Here is a 19,043-nt window from a genome sequence, read left to right as displayed (position 1 = left end):
TTGATTTAAATCAAAATCGAACCGATGTCTTGATGCTTTGGCAAGCCTAGCAAACTGCCCGGTCGCCGAAGCAGATGCCGAGCTCGCGCGCCGTGCGCACCATATCGCCGTCGAGCGGCACCCGCTTGCTGCGGCCCGCCACCTCGCCCAGGGGCACGGTGCCGATCTCCTGGCCACCCAGCGCCACCATCACGCCGGACTCGCCGCGCGCCAGCGCGCGCACCGCGCAAGCGCCGAAGCGCGCCGCCACCACGCGGTCGAAAGCCGACGGACTGCCGCCGCGCAGCAGGTGGCCCAGCACCACGCTGCGGCATTCCTTGCCGGTGCGCTGCGCCAGCTGCGCCTCGACCCAGGCCCCGATGCCGCCCAGGCGCTCTGCATGCCCGCCGCCGGCGGCCGCCAGCCGTGCGCGCTCGCCGCCGAGCGGCTGCGCCCCTTCGGCGGCCACCACGATCGCATGGCGCCGGCCGGCGGCGTCGCGCCGTCCGATGGCTTCGGCCACCACCTCGAGGTCGAAAGGGATCTCGGGAAGCAGGATCGCATGGGCGCCCCCGGCCATGCCGGCCTGCAGTGCGATCCAGCCGGCGTAGCGTCCCATCACCTCGACCACCATCACGCGGTGCTGGCTGTCGGCGGTGGTGTGCAGGCGGTCGATGCATTCGGTGGCGAAGCCGGCCGCCGTATCGAAGCCGAAGGTCTGGTTGGTGGCGTCGAGGTCGTTGTCGATGGTCTTGGGCACGCCGACCACCGGCAAGCCCTGGCGCTGCAGGCAGGCGGCGATTTCCATCGAGCTGTCGCCGCCGACCATCACCAGCGCGTCGAAGCCGCGCCCCCGGCACAGGCCGACCAGCTCGGCGCTGCGGTCCTGCTCCACCATGCCGGCCGCGCCCTGGACCGGGTAGCGCAGCGGGTTGCCGCGGTTGGTGCTGCCGAGGATGGTGCCGCCGAGGTGCGCGATGCCGTGCACGGCGTCGGGCGACAGGCGCAGGACCGGCTCGCCCAGGCAGGTGGCGGGCGCGAGCAGGCCGTTGAAACCGTCGCGGATGCCCCAGCATTCCCAGCCGTGCCGGCTGGATGCGAGCACCACCGCGCGGATCACGGCGTTCAGGCCCGGAGCGTCGCCGCCCCCGGTGACGATGGCAATGCGCTGGATGCGGGTGTCCATGGGCGCCTCCTGTGGTGCTGCCGACTATAGCATGCGCACCCGGAACGATTCGCCGTTCGTGGCGGATCCGCACAGCCATGATGGGCAGGGCACCGCGGCAGAGGTACAATGCCGCCCACACTATCCAAACACAAACGACATGCTGACTACCCTGCTCGACTGGTTCCTCCACCTTGACCGCCATCTCTCCGTACTCGCAGCCGAATACCAGGTGCTCGTCTACGTGCTGCTGTTCGCAGTGATCTTCGTCGAGACCGGCGTGGTCGTCATGCCCTTCCTGCCCGGCGACTCGCTCCTGTTCGTGACCGGCGCGCTGGCGGCGAAGGGCATGCTCTCACTCCCGGTGCTGATCCCGCTCCTGATCGTCGCGGCGGTGGTCGGCGACATCGTCAACTTCGCGATCGGCACCGTGTTCCGCGATCGCGTGAGGAATGGCTACCGGCTGCGTTTCATCAAGCCCGAACACATCGCCCATACGGAGCGCTTCTTCGAGCGCCACGGCCCGAAGACGATCGTGCTGGCGCGCTACGTCCCGATTGTGCGCACCCTGGCCCCCTTCGTCGCCGCGCTGGGCAGCATGCGCTACCGGACCTTCCTGGCCTACAACGTATCGGGCGGCACCCTGTGGGTCGTGTCGCTGACCCTGGCCGGTTATGCCTTCGGCAACATCAAATGGGTCAACGACAACCTGACCGCGGTCATCATGGGCATCATCGTGCTGTCGCTGGTGCCGGGCATCCTGGCCTGGATGCAGGAGCGCTATCGCAGCAAGCGCGCGGTCGGTCCCCAGGGCTGACAGAGCGCGGACCACAACGCTAACGCCGTGATGTGTAGACGGCCGAAGGGGATCAGGTCTGGCCGGCGGCGGCGCGCGCTGAGGCTGGTTTGCGGGCATTACCCGCGCGCTCACGCAAGCAGGTGGAGGCCGCCTCTACCAGGTGCACCAGGCTGGCCGCCAGCATTGGACGGAAGGCCTTGGTCGCCTCCCCCGAGGCGCCGGCGATCGCATTCCCATCTTGCAAGGCCAATGCAAAGCCGCTGAGCCGCTCAGGTAGTTCAGGGTCGTACTTGAGCAATTCAGAAGGCAAGACGGTGCTCCACCAGGATACAAATTCGGCACGCTGCAACTGGCGAATCTTGAGGAAGCGCTCGCGCGCCACCTGTTCGCGCACCGATTTTTCCACGCTGAGGATCACACCCAGGCGCCAGAAGTCGGCGGCATCGAGCTGGCGTTCGGGGTCGGCGGCGAACACGCGCTCGATGTGTTCGGCGAAGCTTTCTCCCTCCCGGGGCAGGTGCAGGGTCGCGAACTGGCTGTGCCAGCGCGCATAGCTGGTCTCGATCAGCACGGCCAGCAGCATGTCCTTGTTCTCGAAGTGCCAGTACACGCTTCCCACCGGCAGCTCGGCCTTACTAGCCACCTTGGCCATGGTCGCGCCGCTGTAGCCATCGTCTCGAATTACCTTGAATGCGGCATCGAGGATGCGCTCGCGCGATGCGGCGCTGGAGCGGTGTTCTCCGGAACGGCGGGGGCGGTCGAATACGGACATAGGCAGTGGCACTGAGCTGACAGGAATGAAAAAAATGGTAACACGGAAGATTAGCCCCTCAACGCACCGGTTCGCCGAAAATGCCGCAGGGCGCTCGACCGTTCACGACGGCTTCGCTCCAGATGAAACGTCGCTAGGTACATGTCAGCCGATTGATCCCGGCTCGCCGTGCGGGGGCGGCAGGATCCTCACCAGGAGCTGGTCGATCCGGTAGTGGTCGACGTCCAGCACCTCGAACTTGACCCCCATGTACTCGACGCTGTCGGTCCGCTTGGGGACCTTGCGCAGCATGTACATCATGAAGCCGGCCGCGGTCTCGTAGTTTTCCTCGTCCGGCAGGCTTTCCAGGCCGACGGTGCGCTTGACGTCGCCCACCGGCGTGCTGCCGTCGATCAGCCATGAGCCGTCCTCGCGCTGCATGATCTGGTCGTCCTGGTCCAGCGGACTGCCCCAGCTGCCCATCACGGTCAGCATGATGTCGCTCAGCGTGATCACGCCCATGACCAGGGCGTACTCGTTGATCACCACCGCGAAGGTTTCCTTGGTGGCGCGGAACTTGTCGAGCAGCTCGGACAGGGTCAGCGTGTCCGGGATGATCAGGACGGTGCGCACGCTCGATTCGTTCAGCTGGAACACCGACTGCTTGTTCAGGAGCCGCACCAGGATGTCGCGCGTATCCACGTAGCCGATCACCCGGTCGATGGTGCCGTCGCAGACCGGGAACTTCGAATGCCCCGCCACCTTCTGGCGGATGCTGGTCTCGTTTTCCGTCAGCGTGAAATACACCACGCTGTCGCGGTTGGTCATGGCCGAGGCCACCGAGCGCGACTCCAGCTCGAACACGTTCTCGATGAAATGCTGCTCCTGCTTCTGCAGCACGCCGGCCTGGGCGCCCGCTTCCACCGCGGCGGAGATCTCGTCGAAGGTGATGCTGTCCTCACGCGTGGTCTCGATCTTGAAGATGCGGAAGATCAGGTTGGCGACCAGGTTCAGCGCCCATGCGAAGGGTTTGCAGATCCGGATGTACAGCTGGACCGGCTTGATCACCGCGATGGCGATGCGCTCGGGTGCGATCATGGCCAGGCGCTTGGGCATCAGGTCCGCGAACAGGATGAACAGGCAGGTGACGAACAGGAAGGACAGCGCGAAGCCGATGTTGTCCAGCGCCGGGCCGACGTACACCGTCGACACCCAGTCGATGAAGAAGGGCCGCAGTGCGCCCTCGCCCAGGATGCCGCCCAGGATCGCGATCGCGTTCAGGCCGATCTGGGAAGCGGCGAAGAATTCCGCCGAGTGCATCTGCAGCGCCATCACCTGCACGGCGCGTTCGTCCCCGGCCTCGGCCAGCAGCTTGAGCTTGATCTTGCGCGCGCCGGCAAAGGCGATCTCCGTGAGCGAGAGGAAGCCGGCGGCCAGCACCAGGAGGATCATCAAGACGATATGTTGAAACAAGCTCACAGGACACCTGATTGGAAGACGAGCGAAACGACGCGATAGTGCCCAGTATACGTTTGACAATTACTTGTGGCAACGCGAGCCGGCAGCGGGCCGGCTCAATCGAGCAGGCGCCGGCGAATCGCCTGCAAGACTTCGCGCTGGCGCGCGTCCGCCCGGGGATAGCGCAGCCCGAGTTCGCGCAGCGCGTCGAGGACGATCCGGGACACGATCAGGCGCGCGTTCTTCTTGTCGTCCGCCGGCACCACGTACCATGGCGCGGCCCGCGTGCTGGTGCGCGCCAGGCATTCCTCGTAGGCCGCCATGTAGGCCGGCCAGTAGGCCCGCTCCTGGATGTCGGACAGCGCGAATTTCCAGTTCTTCTTCGGATCGTCGATACGCGCGAGCAGGCGCTTCTTCTGTTCTTCGCGCGAGACGTGCAGGAAGACCTTGATGATGCGCGTGCCGTTGGCGCTCAGGTGCCGCTCCAGGTTCCTGATCGAGCGGTAGCGCTCGCGCCAGACGGCCTCCTCGTCGGCGGCCGCCGGCACCCCTTCGCTGCGCAGGATCTCCGGATGCACGCGCGCGATCAGCACCTCTTCATAATAGGAGCGGTTGAAGATGCCGATGCGCCCGCGCTCCGGCAGGTCGACCGTGGTACGCCAGAGGAAATCGTGCTGCAGTTCCCGCGGGGCCGGATGCTGGTAGCTGTGCACCTGGCAGCCTTGCGGATTCACGCCCGACATCACGTGCCTGATGGCGCCGTCCTTTCCCGCCGCATCCATCGCCTGGAAGATCAGGAGGATCGCGTGGCTGTTCGACGCAAACAGGACCTGCTGCCGGGCGCTGAGCCGGGCAACGTGCCTGGCGAGCATCTCGCGGTAGTGCTGCTTCGAGCGGTACACGGGCGCGACCTGGGTCGGCAGCTCAGCCAGGCGGACCCTGCGTTCGCCGTCGATGCGAAAACGCTGCGCGTCGATGTTCATGGTGTTACCGATCCGCCCCGGGCCGTGCGGCGGCAGCGCTCGGAGCAGTACCTGACCTGGTCCCAGTCCCGCGCCCACTTCTTGCGCCACGCAAACGGACGCCCGCACTGCAGGCAATCCTTCACCGGCAATTCCGCTTTCTTGCGCATCCTCATGGCGTGATTCTAGCGCAGCCGTGCGCCCGGCCGGCGCCCGGCAAACGGACTAGAATACTGCTCTGTTTGCATGACGGGGCTGGCAAGGGCAATGGCAACTGGAGCAGTGAGGGATTTCGTCGCGTCTTCCGCCTGGGGGCAGTTATTGACCAGTGAGCAGCTGGAGCGGGTCCTGCGCGATGTCTCCGAGTCCGGCGCCGGCCCCGGCGAAGCCATCTGCAGGAACGGGCAGCGCTCCGACTACTGGTACGGCGTGGTCGAAGGCCTGGTCAAGGTGTCCAATGTGGGCCCCGACGGCAAGCCGACCACCCTGATCGGCATCCCGCGCGGCGGCTGGTTCGGCGAGGGCTCGGTGTTCAAGCACGAACGCCGCCCCTACGATGTGGTGGCGCTGCGCGAATGCCGGGTGGCCCAGGTGCCAGCCGATACCTTCCACTGGCTGCTGGCCGAGAGCATCGCGTTCAACCACTACCTGATCGGCCAGCTGAATACCCGGCTGGCGCAGTTCGTGATCCGCTGCGAGCACCTGCGCTCGTATGCGCCGGAGCGCCACGTGGCCCTGTGCCTGGCCGAACTGTTCAACCCGGTGCTGTATCCCGGCACCACCATGACGCTCCAGCTTTCGCAGGAAGAGCTCTCTTTCCTGGCCGGGGTCTCGCGCGGCATCGTCAACCGCGCCCTGCGCCACCTCGAACAGGAGGGCATCGTCGAAGCGCGCTACGGCAGCATCGACATTCGCGACCTGGCCGCCTTGCGCGCCTCCGCCTTCCGCTGAGGCCGACAGTCTCCCTGGATACAGATCTTTCAGGCAATTGTTGTTGCGTGAACAGTCAGCGCGCCCGATGGCGGCTAAGCTAGAGCGAGCAAGCACATACAATCAGGAGACAACTATGCAGCAATGGAGCTATGTTCATGGGCCCAGCAATATTCCCTTGATCGGCGCATCGATCGGCGCCCACCTGGCGGAGATCGCCGCCCGTCACGGCGGGCGCGAGGCCCTGGTGGCGCCTTTCCAGGGAATCCGCTGGACCTACGCCGAATTCGACGAACGGGTCTCGCGCGTGGCCGCCAACCTGCTGGCACTGGGGCTGGCGCCGGGCCAGCGGGTCGGCATCTGGGCGCCGAATTGCGCGGAATGGGTGCTGGTGCAGTTCGCCACCGCGCGCGCCGGGCTGGTCATGGTCAACATCAACCCGGCCTACCGCCGCTCCGAACTCGCCTACGCACTGGACAAGGTCCAGTGCAGCGCCCTGATCCTGGCCCCCGGCTTCAAGACCAGCGACTACCTCGCGATGATACGCGACGTCGTGCCCGCGCTGGCCCGCGGCGGCGCCATGCCACTTCAGGACGACAGCCTGCCCCACCTGCGTCACGTGATCCGCCTCGGTCCCGAAGCCACGGCCGGGATGCTGAATTTCGACATGCTGCTGGCCCCGCCGGGCGCCGAGGCGCTGGCGCGCCTGCGCCAGGTGGCGGACGCAGTGCAGTTCGACGATCCGGTGAACATCCAGTTCACCTCCGGCACCACCGGCGCACCCAAAGGGGCGACGCTAAGCCACCACAATATCCTGAACAACGGTTTCTTCGTCGGCGAGGCGATGCGCCTGACGAGCGCGGACCGCCTGTGCATCCCGGTGCCGCTCTACCACTGCTTCGGCATGGTGCTCGGAAACATGGCCTGCGTGACGCACGGCGCTACCATGGTATTCCCGAGCGCCGGCTTCGACCCGGAGGCCGTGCTGGAGACCGTCCAGGCCGAGCGCTGCACCGGCCTGCACGGCGTGCCCACCATGTTCATCGCCCTGCTCGAATACCCCGGCTTCGCGCGCTACGACCTGTCGACGCTGCGCACCGGGATCATGGCAGGCTCGCCCTGCCCGGCCGAGGTGATGAACCGGGTCATGCAGACCATGCACATGGCGGAGATCACGATCGCCTACGGCATGACCGAGACCTCGCCGGTGTCGTTCCAGAGTTCGGTGGACGACCCGGTGACGCTGCGCGTGACCACCATCGGCCGCGTCCATCCGCACATCGAGTGCAAGGTGGTGGACGCGAACGGCGCAATCGTCCCGCGCGGCGTCAAGGGCGAACTGCTGACGCGCGGCTATTCGGTCATGCTCGGCTACTGGGACGACGAAGAGAAGACCCGGGCCACCATCGACAGCGCCCGCTGGCTGCATACCGGCGACCTGGCGGTGATCGACGAACACGGCTTCGCCTCGATCGTCGGGCGCTGCAAGGACATGGTGATCCGCGGCGGCGAGAACATCTATCCGCGCGAGATCGAGGAGTTCCTGTACCGCCATCCGAAGGTCCAGGACGTCCAGTGCATCGGCGTGCCCGACACGAAGTACGGCGAGGAACTGTGCGCCTGCATCATCCTGCGTCCCGGCATGCAGGCCAGCGCCGAGGACATCCAGGCTTTCTGCCGCGGCCAGATCGCGCACTACAAGATTCCCCGCTACGTGCGTTTCATGGAGGCCTTCCCGATGACGGTGACCGGCAAGATCCAGAAGTTCGTGCTGCGCGAGCAGATCAGCACCGACCTTCGACTGGGGCAAGACACCTGAGGCCGCAAACCGCTCCGCGCGGGATCGATTGATTTCTACTGGGAACTGACTCTTTCTCCTGGATACATGGCTGATGTGCATACGTCAGCCATGCTTCCTTTCGGCGTGCACGCGTTATTACAAATGCTTGCGTTTGAAACGTTTTCGTCCTTTCGTGTGCGCACCCTTTGCCAGTAGTCTTATGGGCTCTGCAGTCCACGGCGCCAGTCGCGACGCATGGAGCGGCATGCCGGCTTTATCTTTTCATACGGAGTGTTTCTTGTCCGAATCAAATTTCCCCCAACCTGAAACGGTCATCAAGGTAATCGGCGTGGGTGGCGCCGGCGGCAATGCCGTCAGCCACATGGCCTCGTCCGGCCTGGCCTCCTTCGAATTCATCTGCGCCAACACCGACGCCCAGGCCCTGTCGAATACCAAGGTCGAGAAGCGCATCCAGCTCGGCGAGGGCGGCCTCGGCGCCGGCAGCGACCCGATCGTTGGGCGCGAAAGCGCGGTGCGCGAGCGCGCCGTCATCGCCGAGGCGCTCAAGGGCGCCGACATGGTCTTTCTCACCGCCGGCATGGGCGGCGGCACCGGCACCGGCGCAGCCCCCGTGGTTGCCGAAGTGGCGCGCGAGCTGGGCATCCTGACGGTCGGGGTGGTGTCCAAGCCCTTCGACTTCGAGGGCCCGCGACGCATGCGCGTGGCCGAGGAAGGCATCGCCACCCTGGCGCGCTGCGTCGATTCGCTGGTGATCGTGCTCAACAGCCGTCTCGAGGAAGTCCTGGGCGACGACATCACTCAGAAAAGCGCCTTTGCCGCCGCCGACGAGGTATTGAGCAAGGCGGTCACCGGCATCGCCGAGATCATCACCGTGCCCGGCATGGTCAACGTCGATTTCGAGGACGTGCGCACGGTGATGCGCCAGACCGGCATGGCGATGATGGGCTCGGCCCAGCACGCCGGCGAGGACCGCGCCGTCAAGGCGGCCGAGGAGGCGATCGCTTGTCCCCTACTCGATGGCAACAACCTGCGCGCGGCGCGCGGGGTCCTGGTCAACATCGCCGCCTCCGAAGAGACCTTGCGGCTGCGCGAAACCAAGCTGGTGATGAACACCATCTGCGCCCAGACGGGCGACGATGCGATCATCAAGTTCGGTGCGGTATTCGACGACAGCCTGGGCGACGCCATGCGCGTCACGGTGGTGGCCACCGGCCTGAACCGCCCCGCCGACTTCGCCGCGGGCCGCCGCACCCCGGGGACGCGCGCGGCGGCCATGGCGCAGCCGGTCCTGCGTCAGGGCGGGCTTGCCGCGGTGGCCCGGCCCGCGCCGACCCAGCATGAAGCGCGCACGGGCCCGGCGCCGCGGCAGTCGGCCTCCTAGCGGCGCCCCGGCGGTCCTGCCCTGCCTCAGGCCAGGCCGCCGCTCTCCTGCTTCGCGGCGAGCACGCGCCCCAACGCAGTCTCGGGATCCAGTCCGGCCATCATCTGGTTGATGATCTCCTGCTTGTCCTCGGGGCCGAGCTTCTCGCAGGCTTCCCGGTGCGAACAGTAATAGGCGTACCACGCCACGTCCGCCGGGCGTTCCTTGCGCGGCTTGAAGCGCGGCGGGACCTTGGCGCGCATCGCTTCCACATAGGCCGGCAACTGCGCATCGATAGCGCTCCAGTCGACGCCGGCGACAGCGCGCCGGTCGGATTCCCAGTCCCCCTGGTAGCCGGACCGCGGCCTTGCGCTTTCCCGTTCCACCGCAAGACTCGCCAGGTTCGGATAGCCGTGCGCAGCGCAGAAGCCTTCCACGAACAGCAGCTTGGGTCCGATGCCCACCGTTACCGCGCGGCCAAGCACCTCGTCTTTCGGATGCAGGGAACGCGCCAGCGTGAGCAGGTCGCCATGGGTGATCGGCATGCCCCGCAAGGTGCTCGCCTGGCGCGCCAGGGCCTCGACCAGGCGCGCGCCCACCTCGATGTCGTTGAAGGTGAATGGAATCATGCGGATACGGCGTTCGGTGCGCCGGCTGAGAGCGTGTTCGCCATCGAAACGTTTTCCTTGTGTCAATGCCGCATCTTAGCAAATCCTTGAACCAGGCACGCTGTCTCTCTCGGGGCTACCGCTCTCGGGATCGCTGGCATGGATGCCGCCCGCCCCTCCTGGAGGCCTTGGTGGCGTCGTGTCGGTTCGATCGAAGTCGTTAGCGCTGAACTGATCTTGCTGGCTGAAATACCCAGTGGGTTAGTTACATTTTTGTGGCGATAAGGTGCTCGGTTGGCCAGGCTGGTGCGCCTGACTGCAAGCGGATCGGACGTGCGCCATTTGCTTTCGGGTTGTCGGGAAAGAAATCCGCCGAATCCTGTCTTCATGCCCCCCGGCGTCTGATAGCGCAATCATTTTATTGGTTAAGGATGTTACGCGGGCTCATTTTGCTGCTAGGATCGTGGTAACTTGTTAATTACCAAAGGTTTTGCCCGGTGGAGGTCGCCGAGCAGCATACCTTCCAAACCTCGAGGCCATCCTGTCAAACATGAAACCCATTGCTCTTCTGCTCGCCCTCTTCGGCGCGCTGCCCGACGCCCACGCTGCCAATCCGATCGTGACCGACGTCTTCACCACCGACCCGACCGTCCTGGTCGACGGAGGACGCCTGTACATGTACACCGGCCGCGATGAGACAAAGAAGGGGGGCAAGGGCTACACGATGAACGAGTGGCGCCTGTACTCGACCTGCAACATGCAATCCTGGGTCGATCACGGCGTGGTGGGCGGCTGGCGCACCTTCGCCTGGGCCAAGAGCGACGCTTATGCGCCGGATATCGTCAAGCGCAACGGGAAGTACTACCTATATGGGCCGGTCCAGCATGATGCGACGAAGCCCGGCTTCGCCATCGGCGTGGCGGTTGCCGATTCCCCGCTGGGACCGTTCAAGGATGCCCGCGGCTCCGCGCTCATCACCGATGACATGACGCGCGAAACGCCCAACGGCTGGGACGATATCGACCCGGGCGTGTTCGTCGACGACGATGGGCAGGCGTATATGTACTTTGGCAACAAGGTGCTCAAGTATGTCAAGCTCAAGCCCAACATGATCGAGCTGGACGGGCCGATCCACACGGTAGGTCTGTTTGAATTCGAGGAAGCGCCTTATCTGCACAAGCGCAATGGCGTGTATTACCTCAGCTACGCGAGCCGTCTGCCGGAGGTGATCGCCTACGCGACCGCGCCCAGCCCGACCGGGCCGTGGACCTATCGCGGGGTGATCATGGAGAAGAACAAGTTCACGCACACGATCCATCAATCGTTTGCTGAATTCAACGGCAAGTCGTACTTCTTTTATCACAACGACGCGCTGTCTAACGCGGACTTCCGGCGCTCGGCTGCGGTGGAGGAGTTTAGTTATGGAAAGAATGGGGAGATTCCCTTGATTGCGCAGACCAAGAGTGGGCCGAAAGCAAATCCGGGACTGGGGTGTGCCAAAGCATCGCCTTGAGTGGAACCCGGGCAGTAAAAAGCCCCTGAGGTCAGGGGCTTGGGCTTACTTCGTGAAATTCACCGCTGAGCTGTGAATTATTCCCACTCGATGGTCGCCGGCGGCTTCCCCGAAATGTCATACACGACGCGATTCAACCCGCGCACTTCATTGATGATGCGATTCGACACCTTCCCCAGCAGCGCATGCGGCAAATGCGCCCACTGTGCCGTCATGAAGTCCAGCGTCTGCACCGCACGCAGCGCCACCACGTACTCATAGGTGCGGCCGTCGCCCATCACCCCCACCGACTTCACCGGCAGGAACACGGCGAACGCCTGGCTGGTCGCCTCGTACCAGTTGGTCGGCGCCTTGCCCGGATCGATGCCCGCTACGGCAGGCAGCTCGAACGGCGTATTGCGCAGCTCTTCGATGAAGATCGCATCCGCTTCGCGCAGCAGGTCGGCATACTCCTTCTTCACCTCGCCCAGGATGCGCACGCCCAGGCCCGGGCCCGGGAACGGGTGACGATAGACCATGTCGTGCGGCAGGCCGAGCGCAACACCGAGCTTACGCACTTCGTCCTTGAACAGCTCGCGCAGCGGCTCGAGCAGTTTCAGGTTCAGCGTCTCCGGCAGGCCGCCCACGTTGTGGTGGCTCTTGATGGTCTGACCCTTCTTGCCCTTGCCGGCCGATTCGATCACGTCCGGGTAGATGGTGCCTTGCGCCAGCCACTTCGCGTTGGTCAGCTTGCCGGCTTCCTGCTGGAACACCTCGACGAACTCGCGTCCAATGATTTTGCGTTTCTGTTCGGGGTCAATGACGCCGGCCAGGTGGCCCATGAACTGGTCTTCGGCATCGATGCGCAGCACCTTCACGCCGAGGTTTTTCGAGAACATGTCCATCACCATCTTGCCCTCGTCCTTGCGCAGCAGGCCGTGGTCGACGAACACGCAGGTCAACTGGTCGCCGATGGCGCGGTGGATCAGGGCTGCGGCCACGCTCGAGTCGACGCCGCCGGACAGGCCGAGGATGACTTCGTCGGTGCCGACCTGCTCGCGGATCTTCTGGACGGCTTCGCCGATGTAGTCCGGCATGTTCCAGTCCGACTTGCAGCCGCAGATTTCGTGCACGAAGCGGCCGATGATGGCTTCGCCTTGCGTGGTGTGGGTGACTTCCGGGTGGAACTGCAGCGCGTAGAAGCGGCGGTCTTCGTCGGCCATCGCGGCGATCGGGCAGCTGTCGGTGGAACCCATCAGCTTGAAGCCCGGCGGCATGTCCAGCACCTTGTCGCCGTGGCTCATCCAGACGCGCAGCATGCCGTGGCCTTCATCGGTGACGAAATCGTTGATGCCGTTCAGGAGGGCCGTATGGCCGCGGGCGCGCACTTCGGCGTAGCCGAATTCGCGCAGCTTGCCGTTCTCGACCTTGCCGCCGAGCTGGGCGGCCATGGTCTGCATGCCATAGCAGATGCCCAGCACCGGCACACCGGCTTCGAACACGGCCTGCGGGGCGCGCGGCGAATCGCCCTCTAACGTGGAGTTGTGGCTGCCCGAGAGGATGATGCCGCTGGCGCCGTAGTTGCGCACGAACTCGTCGCTGACGTCATACGGGAAGACTTCGGAGAACACGCCGGCATCGCGCACGCGGCGCGCGATCAGCTGGGTAACCTGGGAACCGAAATCGAGGATGAGGATTTTCGAATGCATGTAGAGGGCAACGATAGAAGATGAATGGGTAATGCAAAAACGCGGCCCTCGGGCCGCGTCTCATGGATGTTCATTCCGAACGGTAGTTCGGCGCTTCCTTGGTGATCTGCACGTCGTGCACGTGCGATTCGCGCATGCCGGCCGAGGTGATCTCGACGAACTCCGCTTTTTCGCGCAGTTCGTCGATGGTGGCGCAGCCGCAGTAGCCCATCGACTGGCGAATGCCGCCGACGAGCTGGAAGATGATCGCCAGCACGCTGCCCTTGTAGGCGACGCGGCCTTCGATGCCTTCCGGGACGAACTTGTCGGCCTTGCTCGATGCTTCCTGGAAGTAGCGGTCGGCCGAACCTTCGGCCATTGCGCCCAGGCTCCCCATGCCGCGGTAGGACTTGTAGCTGCGGCCCTGGTACAGGATGGTCTCGCCCGGCGCTTCATCGGTGCCGGCGAACATGCTGCCCATCATGACGGTGTGCGCGCCTGCTGCCAGCGCCTTGGAGATGTCGCCCGAGAAACGGATGCCGCCGTCGGCGATGCAGGGCACGCCGGTGCCTTCCAGCGCCTTGGCCACGTTCGAGATCGCGGTGATCTGCGGCACGCCGACGCCGGCCACGATACGAGTGGTGCAGATCGAGCCAGGGCCGATGCCGACCTTGACCGCGTCCGCGCCGTACTCGACCAGCGCTTTCGCAGCGGCCGCGGTGGCGATGTTGCCGCCGATGACGTCCACGTGCGGGAAGCGGTCCTTGATCCACTTGACGCGGTCCAGGATGCCCTGCGAGTGGCCGTGCGCGGTGTCGACCACCAGCACGTCCACGCCGGCGGCGACCAGCAGTTCGATGCGCTCTTCGTCGCGTGCGCCCACGCCCACGGCCGCGCCGACCAGCAGCTTGCCCTGCGAGTCTTTCGATGCCAGCGGGTGCTCGTGCGACTTCTGGATGTCCTTGACGGTGATGAGGCCGCGCAGCTCGAAGGCTTCGTTGACGACCAGCACGCGCTCGAGGCGGTGCTTGTTCATCAGGCGCTTGGCTTCTTCGGTGTCGGCGTCTTCGTTCACGTAGACGAGTTTTTCGCGCGGGGTCATCTTGGCGCGCGCTTCTGCGTCCAGGTCTTCCTCGAAACGCAGGTCGCGGTTGGTGATGATGCCGACCACCTGCTTGCCCTCGACTACCGGGAAGCCGCTGATGCCGTGCTGTTGCGACAGCGCCAGCACTTCACGGATCTTCATGGTGGGAGGAATGGTGATCGGGTCGCGCAGCACGCCGGATTCGTAGCGCTTGACGCGCGTCACTTCACGGGCCTGGTCGGCCGGGCGCAGGTTCTTGTGAATGATACCGATGCCCCCCTCCTGTGCCATCGCAATCGCCAGGCGCGCTTCGGTCACGGTGTCCATCGCAGCCGACAGCAGCGGGATATTCAGCGTGATATTCCTGGTCAGTTTGGTGCGAAGGGAAGTGTTGGCCGGAAGAACGTTGGAATAGGCCGGGACGAGCAGCACGTCATCGAAGGTGAGTGCTTTTTGGAGGAGACGCATAGTTATTTTCCTATAGGCGCAAAAGTGAATTATACAGAAACGGCGAAAAACTGTCGCAGCCATGCCTAAATTTGCCGGGGAAAACGCGGTATCGCGCACCTGCGATTGACAGCGCCGAGGAAGCATGGCGAAATCGCTCTGTTACCCAAGGAAAACTTTTATGCCGTCTCCGTCCCCCACCCTCCGCCTGTTTGCCGCCTGCGCCCTGCTGCTGGGCAGCAGCCTGGCACACGCCCAGTATTCCTGGGTCGACGCGAACGGCGTACGCCATTTCTCCGACCGCCCTCCTCCGCCATCGACGCCGGCGCACAAGATCCTCAAGGCGCCGGGCCGTGCAGCAGCGGCCGTGCCGCCGGCGCCCGCCGAGCCTGCACCGCCCGCGGAGGCCCCCACTCCGGCCAAAGGTCCAAAGACCCTGGCACAGCGCGAGAAGGAATTCCTTGCACGCAGCAAGCTGCGCGAAGAACAGGAAAAGAAGGATGCCGCGGCAGCGCAGCGCCGCCGCGACCTGGCCGAGCATTGCCAGGATGCGCGCCAGATGCGCGCGCAGGTGGAATCGGGTGTGCGCATCGCGAAGTTCGATGCGAAAGGCGAGCGCAGCTTCATGACGGACGAGGAACGGGCCGCCCAGCTGGCCCGTGTCAACAAGGCACTGGCGCAGTGCCGTCAGTAGCTGCTCAAGGCCGCAGGCGAATGACCTTGGCGCTGCCCGGCTGGCGCGCCGGTTCGGGGTTGATGCGGGGCGCCACCTCGACCCGGTTGCGTCCGCCGGCCTTGGCCGCATACAGGGCCGCATCGGCACGGCGCATCAGGCCGGCGAAATCCTCCCCCTTCTCCAGCATCGCCAGGCCGATACTGACCGTATAGGCAGCCCCGGGCGCCGCTGGCGCGCCGGTTGCGGGGCGGTCGAGGGCGGCGCGCAGGCGTTCGGCAACGGCGCGCGTGGTGTCGAAGGACGCGTCCGGCAACAGCACCCCGAACTCCTCGCCGCCGAGGCGGGCAAAATAGTCGATCTTGCGAATTTCCTCACGGGTGTGTGCCACCAGGTCGCGCAAGACCTCGTCGCCGACGCCGTGCCCATAGGTATCGTTGATGCGCTTGAAATGGTCGGCATCCAGCAGCAGCAGGCCCAGTCCGCTGCCATGGCGCCGCGCCCGCGCCAGCTCGCGTTCGGCCATGTCGAAGAAGGCGCGGCGCGAGGGGGCGCCGGTCAGGTGGTCATGCTCGGCGGCGTAGGCGGTGTCGGTCAGCACGCGTGCATTGGCCAGCATGACCGCGCCCAGGCTCAGGGCCGGCAGCGCCAGCGTGCCGATCGCAAAGAACACCAGGTTGGCGATGGCCGGGTCGAGCAGCGAGGGCTGTGCGTAGGCCTCGAAGGCATAGAAGGCGCCGCGGCCGAAATGCCCCAGCCCCAGCAGCAAGGCCGCGGTCCGGCTGAAGGCGTTCGGATAGCGCAGGCGGCCATCCGCGACCTTGGGCAGGCTGGCGTAGATACCGAAACAGATGGCCACGTGGAAGGCCGACATCGCCACCACGCGCAGCGGCAGCGAATTGTGGACGTAGTGGAACACCACCACGCCGGCGAAGGCGGCGATGCCGCCGCCCGCCAGCAGGCGCCAGGGCACCGGCAGGCCGAGGTAGCGCCGGTAGCCGGCCAGCATCAGGCTGGCGGTCAGCAGCAGCAGTGCGTTGGCGACTTCGATGCTGAGGACGTCGGGAATCACGTCGCGCGCCGCGAACAGCAGCAGCGCGATCACCGCCACGCCATTGGCCTGCGCCCATTCGCGAATGCCTGCCACCCTGCTGTCGGCAAGCGACGTCAGGACGAGCAACATCACGGCGGACATCGCAGTGGTGACCAACAACAGGCTTACGGTAATCAGCATGGGCGGAACGGGCAACGGAGGGCGGCTTCGAGGCGGGCTCTATGATACCCTGAAGCGTACCCAAGAATTTGCCCGGTCGGAATTTTACAACTGAGCAAAACGCCAAGGCGGACCTGCCCCCTACCTTAGGCGGCCGGCGGTGCGGCGTCCCCCAGCTTCTTGGCCGCGCGCTTGCGCCGCGAATCCTTGGGATCGGCCACCAGCGGCCGGTAGATCTCGATGCGGTCGCGCTCGCGCAGCACGGTGTCGAGCGTCTTCTTCTTGGCGTAGATGCCCACCGCTTGCGTGGTTAGGTTAATGTCGGGATACGCTTCCAGCACACCGCTCATCTCGATGGCCTGGCCGATCGTGGTGCCGGCCGCGACCTTCATGGGGCGCAGGAATTCCTCGCGCGCGGTCGCGTAGCAGACAACCACCTGTACACCCTCATCCATAGACGGCCTCGGCGCGCTTGCTGAAGGAATCGACCATGGTATTGGCGATCATGCCGAACACCGGGCCGATGATCTGTTCCAGGATGATGCTCGAGAACTCGTAATGCATGTCGAGCTCGACCTTGCAGGCGTCGGCGCGCAGCGGCTTGAAGGTCCAGGTGCCTTCCAGCACCTTGAACGGGCCGTCAACCAGGTGCATCTTCATCTGGGTCGGGCGATTGTTGTGGTTCGAGGTGGTGAAGCTTTGCTTAACGCCATGGAAATTGATTTGGAGGCTGGCCACCAGCTTGTCCTCGCTCCGCTCCAGCACTTTCACGCCGCCGCACCAGGGGAGGAATTTCGGATAGTCTTCGACCTTGGCCACCAGGTCGAACATTTGCTCGGTGCTGTAGCCGAGAAAAACTGATTTGTGCACTACTGCCATTGGTCAACCGTTTGTTATGATGTTGGACGAGTTGCATTTTGCGCCATGCAATCTTTGCATTGGTGCCACAGCAGTAGTTTAACCGAGACGCGGATTTTCGCTATTTCATGAGTATTGTTGACAATAAAAAAGCTTTTTTCGACTACTTCATCGAGGACCGGTATGAAGCCGGCATCGTACTTGAGGGGTGGGAAGTCAAGGCCATCCGCGAAGGCAAGGTACAGATCAAGGAGGCCTATGTCGTCGTGCGCAACGGCGAACTGTTCCTGTTCGGCGCCCACATCAGCGCGCTGACCACGGCGTCCGCCTTCAGCCATCCCGAGGCCTTGCGCACCCGCAAGCTGCTGCTGCACCGCGCCGAGCTGGACAAGCTGGTCGGCAAGGTCGAGCGCGCCGGCTATACCCTGGTGCCGCTGAACCTGCACTTCAAGGGCGGGCGCGTGAAGTGCGAGATCGGCCTGGCCAAGGGCAAGAAGCAGCACGACAAGCGCGCCACCGAGAAGGACCGCGACGCCAAGCGCGAAGTCGCCTCGGCGATGAAGCAGCACAAGCGCTAGGCCCGCCTCTTACGGCGCCGCGAAACGCCGGCTCAGGCGCCACATCAGGAAGCTCAGCAGCACGCCGACGGCCGCGCCGCAGGCCAGCTTGAACGCGCTGCCGAACAGCAGCGGGGCCACCAGGCCGGACACCAGCGCGAAGGACATCATCTGGATGAAGCCGACCATCGAGGCCGCCAGGCCGCGGTTGTGCGGGAACAGTCCCATCGCGGTCAGCTGGATGCCCGGCATGGCCACGGCCAGGCCGAAGGTGAACACGGCCAGCGGCAGCACCGCCCAGGGCACGCTGGCCGGGAACAGCGCGTTGTAGCCGACGTTCAGTACAGAGGCCACCGCCATCACCGCGTAGCCGGTCCACAGCAGGCGCCCGGGCGGCGCCTTGTGGGCGCGCTTGCCACCCCAGGCCGAACCCACCACCATGCCGCCGATCAGCGGGATGAACATCCAGGCGAAGGCCGTCTCCGGCAGGCCCAGGATCTCCATCACGAAATTGGCGGCCGCGCCGATGTACAGCGACAGGCCGCCGAACACCAGGCCGAGCGCCAGCGACAGCATCACGAACTGCGGGTTGCGCAGCACCATGAGGTAGTTGCGCGAGATCGTCACCGGATGGAAGACCTGGCGCTTCTCACGCGGCAGGCTTTCCGGCAGCATGCGCAGCACCAGCAGGATCATCGCGGCGCCGAACAGGGCCAGGAAGATGAAGCTCGAGCGCCAGCCGAAGCTCACGTGCAGCCAACCGCCCAGCACCGGCGCGATGGCCGGCGCCAGGCCGAACACCATCATGATGTGCGACATCATCTTCTGCGCCTGCGCGCCTTCGAAGCGGTCCTGCACGATGGCCTGGCCGATCACCGAACCGGCGCCGGCCGACAGGCCCTGCAGCGCGCGGAATGCCAGCAGCCAGCCGAAGGTCGGGGCAAACGCCGCGCCGACCGAGGCCAGCGTGTACACCGCCAGCGCTCCGAGGATCACCGGGCGGCGCCCGAAGGAATCCGACAGCGTCCCGTAGAACAGCATCATCAGCGCAAAGGTGAACAGGAACACGCTCAGGGTCTGCTGCACCGCCACCGGCCCGACGCCGAAATCGACCCCGATGGCGGGCATCGAAGGCAGATAGGTGTCGATCGCGAGGGCCCCCGTCATGCCGAGGCAGGCGAGGATGGTGGTGAGGAGTCGTTGCATGGGAGTGCCTTG

The 19,043-nt window shown here is 65.1% G+C and carries 19 protein-coding genes; 7 read left to right on the top strand and 12 right to left on the bottom strand.

Translation table 11 applies throughout. The annotated features are described in order from the left end of the window. Window positions 1-46 precede the first annotated feature (46 nt). Window positions 47-1,165, bottom strand: a complete 1,119-nt coding sequence (locus FG94_RS25050) for a 6-phosphofructokinase (protein ID WP_036217425.1) — start codon at window positions 1,163-1,165, stop codon at window positions 47-49. 139 nt (window positions 1,166-1,304) lie between these two features. On the opposite strand from FG94_RS25050, the gene FG94_RS25045 reads away from it, so the two are divergent. Then, window positions 1,305-1,961: a VTT domain-containing protein gene (locus FG94_RS25045; protein ID WP_036217422.1), complete on the top strand. Its 657-nt coding sequence runs from the start codon at window positions 1,305-1,307 to the stop codon at window positions 1,959-1,961. Between the two features lie 52 nt (window positions 1,962-2,013). On the opposite strand, the gene FG94_RS25040 is transcribed toward FG94_RS25045, so the two are convergent. The 4 genes from FG94_RS25040 to FG94_RS26975 all read right to left on the bottom strand — a co-directional run bounded on the left by FG94_RS25040 (window position 2,014) and on the right by FG94_RS26975 (window position 5,284). Continuing rightward, window positions 2,014-2,715, bottom strand: a complete 702-nt coding sequence (locus tag FG94_RS25040) for a TetR/AcrR family transcriptional regulator (protein WP_036217418.1) — start codon at window positions 2,713-2,715, stop codon at window positions 2,014-2,016. A gap of 144 nt (window positions 2,716-2,859) precedes the next feature. Next, window positions 2,860-4,146: a hemolysin family protein gene (locus FG94_RS25035; RefSeq protein WP_229446069.1), complete on the bottom strand. Its 1,287-nt coding sequence runs from the start codon at window positions 4,144-4,146 to the stop codon at window positions 2,860-2,862. A gap of 122 nt (window positions 4,147-4,268) precedes the next feature. Then, window positions 4,269-5,135, bottom strand: a complete 867-nt coding sequence (locus FG94_RS25030; protein ID WP_036217413.1) for an ADP-polyphosphate phosphotransferase — start codon at window positions 5,133-5,135, stop codon at window positions 4,269-4,271. Continuing rightward, window positions 5,132-5,284, bottom strand: coding sequence for a DUF2256 domain-containing protein (locus FG94_RS26975; RefSeq protein WP_373965868.1), 153 nt, complete (start codon window positions 5,282-5,284; stop codon window positions 5,132-5,134). Before FG94_RS26975 ends, FG94_RS25030 begins: the two co-directional genes overlap by 4 nt. A gap of 97 nt (window positions 5,285-5,381) precedes the next feature. On the opposite strand from FG94_RS26975, the gene FG94_RS25025 reads away from it, so the two are divergent. From FG94_RS25025 to ftsZ, 3 genes are all read left to right on the top strand, one after another. Next, window positions 5,382-6,065: a Crp/Fnr family transcriptional regulator gene (locus FG94_RS25025; protein ID WP_036217410.1), complete on the top strand. Its 684-nt coding sequence runs from the start codon at window positions 5,382-5,384 to the stop codon at window positions 6,063-6,065. A gap of 115 nt (window positions 6,066-6,180) precedes the next feature. Then, window positions 6,181-7,863 carry an AMP-binding protein gene (locus FG94_RS25020; protein WP_036217409.1) on the top strand — a complete coding sequence of 561 codons (1,683 nt, stop codon included), beginning with the start codon at window positions 6,181-6,183 and terminating at the stop codon, window positions 7,861-7,863. Window positions 7,864-8,122: 259 nt separating this feature from the next. Beyond that, window positions 8,123-9,226, top strand: coding sequence for a cell division protein FtsZ (gene ftsZ, locus FG94_RS25015; protein ID WP_229446065.1), 1,104 nt, complete (start codon window positions 8,123-8,125; stop codon window positions 9,224-9,226). Between the two features lie 26 nt (window positions 9,227-9,252). Here the strand turns inward: ftsZ and FG94_RS25010 are convergent, their stop codons facing one another. After that, window positions 9,253-9,834, bottom strand: coding sequence for a hypothetical protein (locus FG94_RS25010; RefSeq protein WP_036217407.1), 582 nt, complete (start codon window positions 9,832-9,834; stop codon window positions 9,253-9,255). A gap of 529 nt (window positions 9,835-10,363) precedes the next feature. Between FG94_RS25010 and FG94_RS25005 the strand changes: the two genes are divergently transcribed. Beyond that, window positions 10,364-11,326 (top strand): glycoside hydrolase family 43 protein, encoded by a 963-nt coding sequence (locus FG94_RS25005; protein WP_051997088.1) that lies wholly within the window; start codon window positions 10,364-10,366, stop codon window positions 11,324-11,326. Between the two features lie 77 nt (window positions 11,327-11,403). Here FG94_RS25005 and guaA read toward each other — a convergent pair whose 3' ends face one another. Together guaA and guaB are read right to left on the bottom strand one after the other, a co-directional pair. Further along, on the bottom strand, window positions 11,404-13,014 hold the full coding sequence (gene guaA / locus FG94_RS25000; RefSeq protein ID WP_036217405.1) for a glutamine-hydrolyzing GMP synthase: 1,611 nt from the start codon (window positions 13,012-13,014) through the stop codon (window positions 11,404-11,406). 70 nt (window positions 13,015-13,084) lie between these two features. Continuing rightward, the gene (gene guaB / locus FG94_RS24995; protein WP_036217396.1) at window positions 13,085-14,545 is read right to left on the bottom strand and encodes an IMP dehydrogenase; all 1,461 of its coding nucleotides are present in this window, start codon (window positions 14,543-14,545) and stop codon (window positions 13,085-13,087) included. Window positions 14,546-14,705: 160 nt separating this feature from the next. On the opposite strand from guaB, the gene FG94_RS24990 reads away from it, so the two are divergent. Beyond that, window positions 14,706-15,218 (top strand): DUF4124 domain-containing protein, encoded by a 513-nt coding sequence (locus tag FG94_RS24990; RefSeq protein WP_036217387.1) that lies wholly within the window; start codon window positions 14,706-14,708, stop codon window positions 15,216-15,218. 4 nt (window positions 15,219-15,222) lie between these two features. On the opposite strand, the gene FG94_RS24985 is transcribed toward FG94_RS24990, so the two are convergent. The 3 genes from FG94_RS24985 to FG94_RS24975 form a co-directional block, all read right to left on the bottom strand. Then, the gene (locus tag FG94_RS24985; RefSeq protein WP_051997086.1) at window positions 15,223-16,431 is read right to left on the bottom strand and encodes a GGDEF domain-containing protein; all 1,209 of its coding nucleotides are present in this window, start codon (window positions 16,429-16,431) and stop codon (window positions 15,223-15,225) included. Between the two features lie 125 nt (window positions 16,432-16,556). Then, entirely contained in the window at window positions 16,557-16,865 is a 309-nt protein-coding gene (locus FG94_RS24980) for an RnfH family protein (protein WP_036217384.1), read from the bottom strand. Continuing rightward, a complete protein-coding gene (locus tag FG94_RS24975) occupies window positions 16,858-17,289 on the bottom strand; it encodes a type II toxin-antitoxin system RatA family toxin (protein WP_036217380.1) in 432 nt (143 codons plus the stop codon). Before FG94_RS24975 ends, FG94_RS24980 begins: the two co-directional genes overlap by 8 nt. 107 nt (window positions 17,290-17,396) lie before the next feature. Here FG94_RS24975 and smpB point away from each other — a divergent pair, with 107 nt between their 5' ends. Next, window positions 17,397-17,846, top strand: coding sequence for an SsrA-binding protein SmpB (gene smpB, locus FG94_RS24970; protein ID WP_036217379.1), 450 nt, complete (start codon window positions 17,397-17,399; stop codon window positions 17,844-17,846). A gap of 9 nt (window positions 17,847-17,855) precedes the next feature. Here smpB and FG94_RS24965 read toward each other — a convergent pair whose 3' ends face one another. After that, entirely contained in the window at window positions 17,856-19,031 is a 1,176-nt protein-coding gene (locus FG94_RS24965; protein ID WP_036217378.1) for a multidrug effflux MFS transporter, read from the bottom strand. Window positions 19,032-19,043: the final 12 nt, after the last annotated feature.

The sequence above is a fragment of the Massilia sp. LC238 genome (assembly GCF_000735635.1).
Taxonomy (GTDB): domain Bacteria; phylum Pseudomonadota; class Gammaproteobacteria; order Burkholderiales; family Burkholderiaceae_D; genus Telluria; species Telluria varians.
The sequence above is the reverse complement of the archived record's forward strand: the minus strand, read 5'-3'. Positions and strand labels throughout refer to the sequence as shown.

Coding starts and splice junctions, on each gene's coding strand:
- FG94_RS25010 (WP_036217407.1), bottom strand. CDS start 9,834: ATGATTCCATTCACCTTCAACGACATCGAGGTGGGCGCGCGCCTGGTC.
- FG94_RS25025 (WP_036217410.1), top strand. CDS start 5,382: ATGGCAACTGGAGCAGTGAGGGATTTCGTCGCGTCTTCCGCCTGGGGG.
- FG94_RS24990 (WP_036217387.1), top strand. CDS start 14,706: ATGCCGTCTCCGTCCCCCACCCTCCGCCTGTTTGCCGCCTGCGCCCTG.
- FG94_RS25030 (WP_036217413.1), bottom strand. CDS start 5,135: ATGAACATCGACGCGCAGCGTTTTCGCATCGACGGCGAACGCAGGGTC.
- FG94_RS25035 (WP_229446069.1), bottom strand. CDS start 4,146: ATGATCCTCCTGGTGCTGGCCGCCGGCTTCCTCTCGCTCACGGAGATC.
- guaB (WP_036217396.1), bottom strand. CDS start 14,545: ATGCGTCTCCTCCAAAAAGCACTCACCTTCGATGACGTGCTGCTCGTC.
- FG94_RS24975 (WP_036217380.1), bottom strand. CDS start 17,289: ATGGCAGTAGTGCACAAATCAGTTTTTCTCGGCTACAGCACCGAGCAA.
- guaA (WP_036217405.1), bottom strand. CDS start 13,014: ATGCATTCGAAAATCCTCATCCTCGATTTCGGTTCCCAGGTTACCCAG.
- FG94_RS24980 (WP_036217384.1), bottom strand. CDS start 16,865: ATGGATGAGGGTGTACAGGTGGTTGTCTGCTACGCGACCGCGCGCGAG.
- FG94_RS25020 (WP_036217409.1), top strand. CDS start 6,181: ATGCAGCAATGGAGCTATGTTCATGGGCCCAGCAATATTCCCTTGATC.
- FG94_RS25005 (WP_051997088.1), top strand. CDS start 10,364: ATGAAACCCATTGCTCTTCTGCTCGCCCTCTTCGGCGCGCTGCCCGAC.
- FG94_RS25050 (WP_036217425.1), bottom strand. CDS start 1,165: ATGGACACCCGCATCCAGCGCATTGCCATCGTCACCGGGGGCGGCGAC.
- FG94_RS26975 (WP_373965868.1), bottom strand. CDS start 5,284: ATGCGCAAGAAAGCGGAATTGCCGGTGAAGGATTGCCTGCAGTGCGGG.
- smpB (WP_036217379.1), top strand. CDS start 17,397: ATGAGTATTGTTGACAATAAAAAAGCTTTTTTCGACTACTTCATCGAG.
- FG94_RS24965 (WP_036217378.1), bottom strand. CDS start 19,031: ATGCAACGACTCCTCACCACCATCCTCGCCTGCCTCGGCATGACGGGG.
- FG94_RS25045 (WP_036217422.1), top strand. CDS start 1,305: ATGCTGACTACCCTGCTCGACTGGTTCCTCCACCTTGACCGCCATCTC.
- FG94_RS24985 (WP_051997086.1), bottom strand. CDS start 16,431: ATGCTGATTACCGTAAGCCTGTTGTTGGTCACCACTGCGATGTCCGCC.
- FG94_RS25040 (WP_036217418.1), bottom strand. CDS start 2,715: ATGTCCGTATTCGACCGCCCCCGCCGTTCCGGAGAACACCGCTCCAGC.